General features: G+C 65.8%; 10 protein-coding genes. 2 read left to right on the top strand and 8 right to left on the bottom strand.

Features of this window, described 5'->3' with window-relative positions; genetic code table 11:
- The 4 genes from GTP90_RS33680 to GTP90_RS33665 form a co-directional block, all read right to left on the bottom strand.
- Window positions 1–952, bottom strand: a 952-nt coding sequence (locus tag GTP90_RS33680; RefSeq protein WP_254452169.1) for a sulfotransferase family protein, incomplete at its 3' end; no start/stop codon positions are given.
- A 2-nt stretch (window positions 953–954) separates the two neighbouring features.
- Window positions 955–1,941: a hypothetical protein gene (locus GTP90_RS33675; RefSeq protein WP_161087599.1), complete on the bottom strand. Its 987-nt coding sequence runs from the start codon at window positions 1,939–1,941 to the stop codon at window positions 955–957.
- A gap of 7 nt (window positions 1,942–1,948) precedes the next feature.
- Window positions 1,949–2,578, bottom strand: coding sequence for an adenylyl-sulfate kinase (gene cysC / locus GTP90_RS33670; protein ID WP_161087598.1), 630 nt, complete (start codon window positions 2,576–2,578; stop codon window positions 1,949–1,951).
- A gap of 15 nt (window positions 2,579–2,593) precedes the next feature.
- Window positions 2,594–4,285: a methyl-accepting chemotaxis protein gene (locus GTP90_RS33665; RefSeq protein ID WP_161087597.1), complete on the bottom strand. Its 1,692-nt coding sequence runs from the start codon at window positions 4,283–4,285 to the stop codon at window positions 2,594–2,596.
- Between the two features lie 381 nt (window positions 4,286–4,666).
- Between GTP90_RS33665 and GTP90_RS33660 the strand changes: the two genes are divergently transcribed.
- Entirely contained in the window at window positions 4,667–6,898 is a 2,232-nt protein-coding gene (locus GTP90_RS33660; RefSeq protein ID WP_161087596.1) for an NADP-dependent isocitrate dehydrogenase, read from the top strand.
- A 62-nt stretch (window positions 6,899–6,960) separates the two neighbouring features.
- Here the strand turns inward: GTP90_RS33660 and GTP90_RS33655 are convergent, their stop codons facing one another.
- Genes GTP90_RS33655 through GTP90_RS33640 form a run of 4 tightly spaced genes read right to left on the bottom strand, consistent with a single transcriptional unit; the run spans window position 6,961 to window position 8,411 of the window.
- Entirely contained in the window at window positions 6,961–7,248 is a 288-nt protein-coding gene (locus tag GTP90_RS33655) for a gamma-glutamylcyclotransferase (protein WP_256369129.1), read from the bottom strand.
- A gap of 32 nt (window positions 7,249–7,280) precedes the next feature.
- Entirely contained in the window at window positions 7,281–7,628 is a 348-nt protein-coding gene (locus GTP90_RS33650) for a GFA family protein (protein ID WP_161087595.1), read from the bottom strand.
- A gap of 1 nt (window position 7,629) precedes the next feature.
- On the bottom strand, window positions 7,630–8,073 hold the full coding sequence (locus GTP90_RS33645; protein WP_161087594.1) for an SRPBCC family protein: 444 nt from the start codon (window positions 8,071–8,073) through the stop codon (window positions 7,630–7,632).
- Window positions 7,974–8,411, bottom strand: coding sequence for an ArsR/SmtB family transcription factor (locus tag GTP90_RS33640; RefSeq protein ID WP_161087593.1), 438 nt, complete (start codon window positions 8,409–8,411; stop codon window positions 7,974–7,976). Before GTP90_RS33640 ends, GTP90_RS33645 begins: the two co-directional genes overlap by 100 nt.
- Window positions 8,412–8,491: 80 nt before the next feature.
- Between GTP90_RS33640 and GTP90_RS33635 the strand changes: the two genes are divergently transcribed.
- Window positions 8,492–8,752: TetR/AcrR family transcriptional regulator (locus GTP90_RS33635; protein ID WP_161087592.1), on the top strand; the 261-nt coding region annotated here is incomplete at its 3' end.

Here is an 8,752-nt window from a genome sequence, read left to right as displayed (position 1 = left end):
CGAGGTCGCGCCAGGCCTGCTCGCGCCCGCCCGCGGACTTGACCGCGGCCTGCTCGCGCCGCGCCGGCGTCAGCAGCGCGTCGCCGGCCGCCAGCCGGGTGTAGCCGTAGCGGTCCATGTAGTCGCCGGTCAGCGTCTCGATGACGTTGATCTCGTCGAGCGTCAGCTGCTGCTTGAACTTGTCGATGTTGGCGGCGATCGGCGGGTAGCAGTTGGACGACCACAGCGCCGACATCTGCGACAGCTGGCGCGCCTCGCGCGAGCCGGCCACGTCCAGCATCTGCGGCAGGAACTCGATGCCGAGGAACTGGCACAGCGCCTCCAGCGTGTGCTGCTGCTGCGACAGGAAGTCCTCGTAGCGGATGGTCAGCACGCGCTCCGGCCACTGCTGCATCACGCGGTCGGCCGCCTGGTGCGCGGCCAGCCAGGTCTCGGCGTTGAGCAGGGTGTCGAAGTCGTGGATGATGGCGCGGTTCATCGACGCCACCTGCGCGCGCGGATCGCGCACCACGTTGACGAACACCATGTCCGGCAGCAGCGTCATCAGCTCCTGCGCGTAGTGCACGCTGTCGAGCGACTTGTCCATCACCACCCGCGCGCCCTGTTTCTCGCCCGCGCGCAGCAGCAGTTCCCACACCACCCGGTGGATGCTGCGCGGCTGGTTGCGCAGCGTCTCGAAGATCTCGACCGGATCGAACACCATCTCCGGCCACTTGACCATGCTCACCGCCTGCAGGCCGACCACGTCGACCACCAGGTTGAAGTAGGCGCGGTCGTCGCGCAGGTCGCCGTACAGCGGCAGCAGCGGCATCATGTCGACGATGTGCAGCGGGTAGGGCGAGTAGAACTGCGGCGACATGTTGAGCCGCAGCCGCAGCGCGTGGCTGCCGCAGCGGCGCAGCGGGATCATCATCGCCGGACGCGGGCGCGGGCTGCTGGTAGTGTTCTGCATGGTCATTCTTTCTGAAGGATAAGGTCGTGCGGGGTGGTGAAGTAGCGGCGGAAGCTGTCCATGAAGCGGCCCAGCTCGGACGCCGGCAGGCGGTTGATGCCGGCGGCGGCCTTGCGTCCGCCGCCGCTGTCGAATTGCTGGCAGAAGCCGCAGGCGCTGTGGGCCAGCGGCGCGCCGGAGCGCACGCTGACCAGGTAGCTGCCGTCGTCGCGCTCGTTGAGCACGGCGAACGAGGCGCCGCTGCGTTCGGCCGCCAGCTGGTTGGCCAGCACGCCGCTGATGCGGCGCGCCCAAGGGCTGGCCGGCAGGATGTAGACCGCGCCGGCGTCGTGCTCGGCGTGCGGGCGCAGGCCCTGCAGGCGCGCACAGTCGTCGCGGTAGCCGGCGCACAGCATGCGGTAGATCTCGCTGCCGGCGATGAACTCCAGCGGCTGCGCGTAGCCGCCCAGCGCGCGGTATAGCGCGGCCGGCGCGATGTGCAGGTCGTGCTCGCTCTCGCCGTAGGCGTTGTAGTTGACCACCTTGCCCAGCTGCGCCAGCGCCGCCACCGCGGCGGCGTCCAGCCCGAGGCTGTCGGCCAGTTGCTGCGCCGGTCCGGCCAGGTTGTCGCCGAAGGCCGCCGCCACCGCCCACGGCCGGTGCCGGCCGCGCAGGTGGCGGTCCACCAGGATGCTGGTGCACACCTCGGGCGAACCGTCGCAGTGCAGGCGCAGGCGCGGGTGGGTGAAGGCGCAGTCGGCCGAGTGGTGGTCGAAATACGCGACCGATGCGCCGCCGTCGAGCACGCGGCGCAGCGCGGCGGCGTTGCAGTCGAGCGAGATGTCCAGCACGGTCACCTGGCCTTGGCAGCCGTGCGGCACCCGCTGCAGCAGCTCGATCTCGCGCTTGACGCCGGTGATCAGCTCGGCCTGCAGCGGCGTGTCCAGGCGCAGCTGGTGCAGCGCGAAGATGCCGTCGGCGTCGCCGTTGAAGACGTCGTGGTGCGTCATGGCGTGCTCAGACGAAGCGGCGCGCCAGCTGCTGGAACAGGCGGTCGCACGACTGCTCCAGCGACAGCATGCCGGTGTCGAGCGAGAGCGCCGGCGCCAGCGGCGGCTCGTACGGCGCCGACACGCCGGTGAATTCCGGGATCAGCCCGGCCCGCGCCTTCTTGTACAGGCCCTTGGGGTCGCGCGCCTCGCACACCTCGGCCGCGGTGCTGATGTGGGTCTCGAGGAAGTTGTCCTCGCCGATGATCTGGCGCGCCATCTCGCGGTCCTGGCGCAGCGGCGAGATGAAGGCGCAGATCACCATCAGGCCGGCGTCGTTCATCATGCGCGCCACCTCGGCGCTGCGGCGGATGTTTTCCTGGCGGTCGGCCGGCGAGAAGCCCAGGTCGCGGTTCAGGTGGTGGCGCAGGTTGTCGCCGTCAAGCACGTAGGCCGGGTGGCCGGCGTGCACCAGCTTGTCCTCCAGCGCGCTGGCCAGCGTCGACTTGCCGGCGCCGCTCAGGCCGGTCAGCCAGATGGTGGCGGCGCGCTGCCCGGCCTGCCGCCAGCGCGCCTCGGGCGCGACCTGGCTGCCATGCCAGAAGATGTGGGGCGTGGCGCGCCCGGCCGTGTCGTCGATTTTGTCCAGCTTACCCATTGCCATTCCTCCGGTTTAGAATTGTTCCCACTCTTGCGTGTCGACCTTGGCCGGGGCGCGCCCCGCCGTCAGGGCCGGGGCCCGCATGGCCGACGGCACCGCCACCGCCACCCGCTGCAGCGCCGGCCGCGCGGCCGGGGCCTCGGTGCGGAATACGCTGACCAGCTCGTTCAAGCTGTTGACCTGGTCCTGCATCGCGTGCGCGGCGGCCGCCGCTTCCTCCACCAGCGCGGCGTTTTGCTGGGTCACGTCGTCCATCTGCGTGACCGCCGTGTTGATCTGCTCGATGCCGGACGATTGCTCCTGGCTGGCCTGCATGATCTCGGACATGATGTCGGTGACGCGCTTGACGCTGGAAACCACGTCGTGCATGGTCGAGCCGGCCTGTTCAACCAGCCGGTTGCCGGCCTGCACCTTGTCGACCGAGTCGCCGATCAGGTCCTTGATCTCCTTGGCGGCCGCGGCCGAGCGCTGCGCCAGGTTGCGCACCTCGGTGGCCACCACCGCGAAGCCGCGCCCCTGTTCGCCGGCGCGCGCCGCTTCCACGGCGGCGTTCAAGGCCAGGATGTTGGTCTGGAAGGCGATGCCGTCGATGACCGCGATGATGTCGACGATCTTGCGCGCCGAGACGTCGATGGCGGCCATGGTGTCGACCACCTGGGCCACCACGGCGCCGCCCTTGGCCGCCACGTCCGAGGCCGACTCGGCCAGTCCGTTGGCCTGGCGCGCGTGGTCGGTGTTCAGGCGCACGGTGCTGGTGAGCTCCTCCATCGACGAGGCGGTCTCCTCCAGCGTGCTGGCCTGCTGCTCGGTGCGCGAGGACAGGTCCAGGTTGCCGGAGGCGATCTGGCCGGCGGCGGCCGCGATGGTCTCGGTGCTGGCGTGCACCTGGTTGACGATGCGCGCCAGGCTGTCGCGCATGGAGCGCATGGCGTACAGCAGGCTGCTCTCGTCGCCGTGCTTGGGCTCGACCCGCACGGTGAGGTTGCCGGCGGCGATCTGGCCGGCGATCTCGGCCGCCTCGGACGGCTCGCAGCCCAGCTGGCGGGTGACGCCGCGCGTGATCAGCCAGGCCGCCAGCACGCTGGTCACCAGCGCCAGGGAGCCCATCACCAGCATCACGGTGCGGGCCTGGCCGTAGGCCACTTCGGCCGCCTCGGACGCCTCGGTGTTCTGCTTCTCCTCGACCGCGATCAGCTTGCGCAGCAATTCCCACCAGCGCTTCTGCACCGGCCGGAATTCATAGCGCAGCAGCTTGTAGGCCTCGTCCTGCTTCTGCTCCAGCGCCAGCGCGGCGGCGCGCTGGACGAAGGGCGTGGCCTGCTCGGCCTGCTTGCGGATCTGGTCCAGCAATTCCTTTTCCTCGGTCGAGGTGCCGGCCAGCTTGGTGAACATCTGGCTCAGCTGGTCCTGCGCGGCGCCGTATTTCTTCTCCTGCTCGGCGATGCGGTTGACCTCGATCTGGATTTCCTTGTCTTCCTTGAGCAGGATCAGGTTGCGCGTGGCGAGCGCGCGTTCTGTAACCGTCAGGTCCATAGTCTGGGCCAGCTTGGTTTCCACGTCGTTGATCTTGGTGATCTCCTCCAGGCGTCCCTGGATCTGGCGCATGCTGTTCAGGGCCAACGCGATGATCACCAGCAAAAACACGGCGCACAGGCCAAAACCCAGTCCCAGCCGGCTTGCTATGGTCCAATTCTGAAATTTCATATCGCCTCCTTAAGGGCATATATGCAGTCCAAATATCCAAATGAGAATTTGGTGGAACGCTTCCACGATCTTAGTTGCCCGGTGCGGCTCGGAATCTCTCACATAATCACTTTCAACACTGCTGCAACAATGAAATATGTACGGGGATCAATGTTTGAAACTTTTAGTTGCAGAATTGATGCTTTGCGGCAACTTAAGTGCGTGTTCTTTTGGCATTTGCCGTGGACAAAAAAACCATACGCAGTATCCGCCTCTGGGCATGTGCCGCCAACAGGTCTAAAATGCAGTCTGGGGCCGTTGCCGGATTACGACACATCATCTTGTAATCCGAAACGGAGAGAATTCAATCGGCGGGTATCGCCCGCATGACATGGAATGAACATGGCAACACAGAAATCTAAAATCATCTACACGCTGACCGATGAGGCGCCCATGCTGGCGACCTATTCGCTGCTGCCTATTATCAAGAAGTTCGCCGCATCGGCTGGTGTAGACGTGACCTCCAGCGATATCTCGGTGGCGGCGCGGGTGCTGGCCGAGTTCCCCGAATACCTGAGCGAAGAGCAGAAGGTTCCGAACACCCTGGCCGAACTGGGCGCCTTGACCCAGCTCGCCGACACCAACATCATCAAGCTGCCCAACATCAGCGCCTCGGTCGGCCAGCTGATGACCTGCATCCGCGAGTTGCAGGCACGCGGCTACAAGCTGCCGGACTATCCGGAAGAAGCCAAGACCGACGAGGAAAAAGCCCTGAAAGCCCGCTACGGCAAGTGCATCGGCAGCTCGGTCAACCCGGTCCTGCGCGAAGGTAACTCCGACCGCCGCGCGCCGAAGGCGGTCAAGGAATACGCCCGCAAGCACCCGCACTCGATGGGCGAGTGGAGCCAGGCATCGCGCACCCACGTGTCGCATATGCACCACGGCGACTTCTACCACGGCGAAAAATCGATGACGCTGGACCGCGCGCGCGATGTCAAGATGGAACTGATCACCGACTCCGGCAAGACCATCGTGCTCAAACCGAAGGTCGCGCTGCAGGCCGGCGAGATCATCGACAGCATGTTCATGAGCAAAAAGGCATTGCTGGAGTTCTACGAGAAGGAAATCGACGACGCCTTCAAGACCGGCGTGATGTTCTCGCTGCACGTCAAGGCCACCATGATGAAGGTCTCGCACCCGATCGTGTTCGGCCACTGCGTGCGCATCTTCTACAAGGACGCCTTCGCCAAGCACCAGGCGCTGTTCGATGAACTGGGCGTGAACGTCAACAACGGCATGGCCAACCTGTACGAGAAGATCGAGAAGCTGCCGGCCTCGCAGAAGGAAGAGATCCTCAAGGACCTGCACGCCTGCCACGCCAACCGTCCGGAACTGGCCATGGTCGACTCGGCCAAGGGCATCACCAACTTCCACTCGCCGAACGACATCATCGTTGACGCGTCGATGCCGGCCATGATCCGCATCGGCGGCAAGATGTGGGGCGCCGACGGCCGTCCGAAGGACGTCAAGGCCGTGATGCCGGAATCGACCTTCGCCCGCATCTACCAGGAGATGATCGGCTTCTGCAAATGGCATGGCAACTTCGATCCGAAGACCATGGGCACCGTGCCGAACGTCGGCCTGATGGCCCAGCAGGCCGAGGAATACGGCTCGCACGACAAGACCTTCGAAGTGTCGGAAGGCGGCACCGCCAACATCACCGACCTGGCCACCGGCGAAGTGCTGCTGACCCAGACCGTGGAAGCGGGCGACATCTGGCGCATGTGCCAGGTCAAGGACGCGCCGATCCGCGACTGGGTCAAGCTGGCCGTGACGCGCGCCCGCAACTCCGGCATGCCTGCCGTGTTCTGGCTGGACAGCTACCGTCCGCACGAGAACGAAGTGATCAAGAAGGTGCAGGTCTACCTGAAGGACCACGACACCAAGGGCCTGGACATCCAGATCATGTCGCAGACCCGCGCCATGCGCTACACGCTGGAACGCGCCTTCCGCGGCCTGGACACCATCTCGGTGACCGGCAACATCCTGCGCGACTACCTGACCGACCTGTTCCCGATCCTGGAACTGGGCACCAGCGCCAAGATGCTGTCGATCGTTCCGCTGATGGCCGGCGGCGGCATGTACGAGACCGGCGCCGGCGGTTCGGCGCCTAAGCACGTCAAGCAGCTGGTGGAAGAGAACCACCTGCGCTGGGATTCGCTGGGCGAGTTCCTGGCGCTGGCGGTGTCGCTGGAAGACCTGGGCATCAAGACCGGCAACGCCAAGGCCAAGCTGTTGGCCAAGACGCTGGACGAAGCCACCGGCAAGCTGCTGGACAACAACAAGTCGCCATCGACCCGTACCGGCGAGCTGGACAACCGCGGCAGCCACTTCTACCTGTCGCTGTTCTGGGCGCAGGCGCTGGCGGCGCAGACCGAGGACGCTGAACTGCAAGCCTACTTCGCGCCACTGGCGAAGACGCTGGCCGACAACGAAGCCAAGATCGTCGAAGAGCTGAACTCGGTGCAGGGCAAGGCCATGGACATCGGTGGTTACTACTACCCTGATCCAGCCAAGACCGAAGCGGTCATGCGTCCAAGCGCAACGTTCAACGCGGCGATTGCAGCGGTCTGAATCTAGCGTGGTGAGGTAACAAAAAGGGCAGCCGAGGCTGCCCTTTTTTATTGCCGCCGCCGTCAGCTGGCGCTGGGCGGCGCGTCGCGCGCGTCCACATACGCCCAGGCCAGCGTGCCCGAGGCCAGCGTGACGCTCTGGCGGCGGTAGGCCGCCACCTCGTAGCGGTCCGGATCGTGCAGCTCGTCGGGCGTCACCGCCAGCACCGCGCCGGCCACCATGTCGTCCGGCGATCCGCTGCGGGACACGATGGGATGCTGCGTCTTGCCGCCGGTGGCGACCACGGCCGGATCGTCTATCGCCACCGCCGACAGGCGATAGCCCGGCAGGCTGTCCTTGCGGCCGGCCAGTGCGCGGGCCAGGGCGCCGCAAACGGAGCGGATTAAATCGAGCGGCCGTCGTAGTGCTTGACAGGGATGGCGTCCAGGTCGATGCCCTCGATGCAGCGGATATTGATCGCCGCCATGGTCTCGCCGTTGGGCGCCACGCCCTCGCTGTAGGGCGAGATGCCGCAAATGGGGCAGAAGCGGTGCTTGATCAGATGCTTGTTGAACAGATAGGTGCTGGCGTTGTCGTCCGGCGTCAGCAGATGCATCTCCGGGCGCGGCACGAACCACATCAAGGTGCCCTTGCGCTGGCACATCGAGCAGTTGCAGGACATGGCCGAGGTGATCTCGCCTTCGGCTTCGAACTTCACTCTGCCGCAGTGGCAGCTTCCCTGGTATTTCATTTCACACCTCCTGTAAGAAACGATCAAGACTGCTGAAGAAAAACGCCCAGCCGCGCTCGTGGTTGATGCGCGCCTGTTCGTCGAAGAAGCGGTCGTGCACGAAGCGCAGCTCGGTGCCTTCGGCCACCGGCGCCAGGTCGATGCTGACGCGCGACACCCGTTCCGGCGTGCTGTGCCAGGCCCAGGTGAACACCAGCCGCGTGAACGGCCGCACTTCCTGGTACACGCCGGTCATCTGGTTCAGGCCGCCGTCGGGTCCGGTGAAGGCGAGGTGGTACTGGCCGCCTTCGCGCAGGTCGATGTCCGCCCTGGTCAGCGAGGCCTCGCCGGGGCCGAACCACTGGCTCAGCGCTTGCGGGTCGGTCCACGCGCGCCAGACTTTTTCGGGGGCGACGGGGTAGACCCGCCGGAGGCTGACTTGGGCGGGCTGTTCGGCGGTGGGCATGATGCGATTTCCTCCTGGTGATAGAGATAGCGTCCCAGCGCATCGAGCTGGCCGGTCCAGAAACGCTGGTAATGGGCGATCCACATGGCGGCGTCCTGCATGGGCGCGGCATGCAGCTCGCAGCGCACCACGCGTCCCTCCTTCGAGCGGGCGATCAGGCCGGCTGTTTCCAGCACGGCCAGGTGCTTCATGAAGCCGGGCAGCGACATCTCGTATTGCTGCGCCAACTCCGTGACGGTGCAACTGCCGTCGCCCAGCTGCGCCAGCACGCCGCGCCGCGTGGCGTCGGACAGCGCCGCGAAGATCAGGTCCAGCTGGGAATCGTTATACTTAACCATAAGGTATAGTATTGTCAAAGACGGCACCCATGTCAAGCGTGTTTTTTAGCGGCCGCGTGCACGGTGGTCAAAAATAATATATGATGACCATCATGGAATCGAAACCGACCAAACGCGCAACCGCCAGCCGCAAGGAAGCCACCCACGAACGCATCGTGGAGGTGGCCTCGCGCGCCATCCGGCGCAGCGGCTACGACGGCACCGGCGTGGCCGACATCATGAAAGAGGCGGGCCTGACGCACGGCGGATTCTACGCGCACTTCGAGTCGCGCGACGCGCTGCTGGCCGAGGCCGGCGACCGCGCCGGCGCCGAGTCGGTCGCGCTGGCGGCGCGGGTGGCG

Origin of the sequence: Duganella vulcania, assembly GCF_009857655.1 — a bacterium.
GTDB lineage: Bacteria > Pseudomonadota > Gammaproteobacteria > Burkholderiales > Burkholderiaceae_D > Rugamonas > Rugamonas vulcania.
The sequence above is the reverse complement of the archived record's forward strand: the minus strand, read 5'-3'. Positions and strand labels throughout refer to the sequence as shown.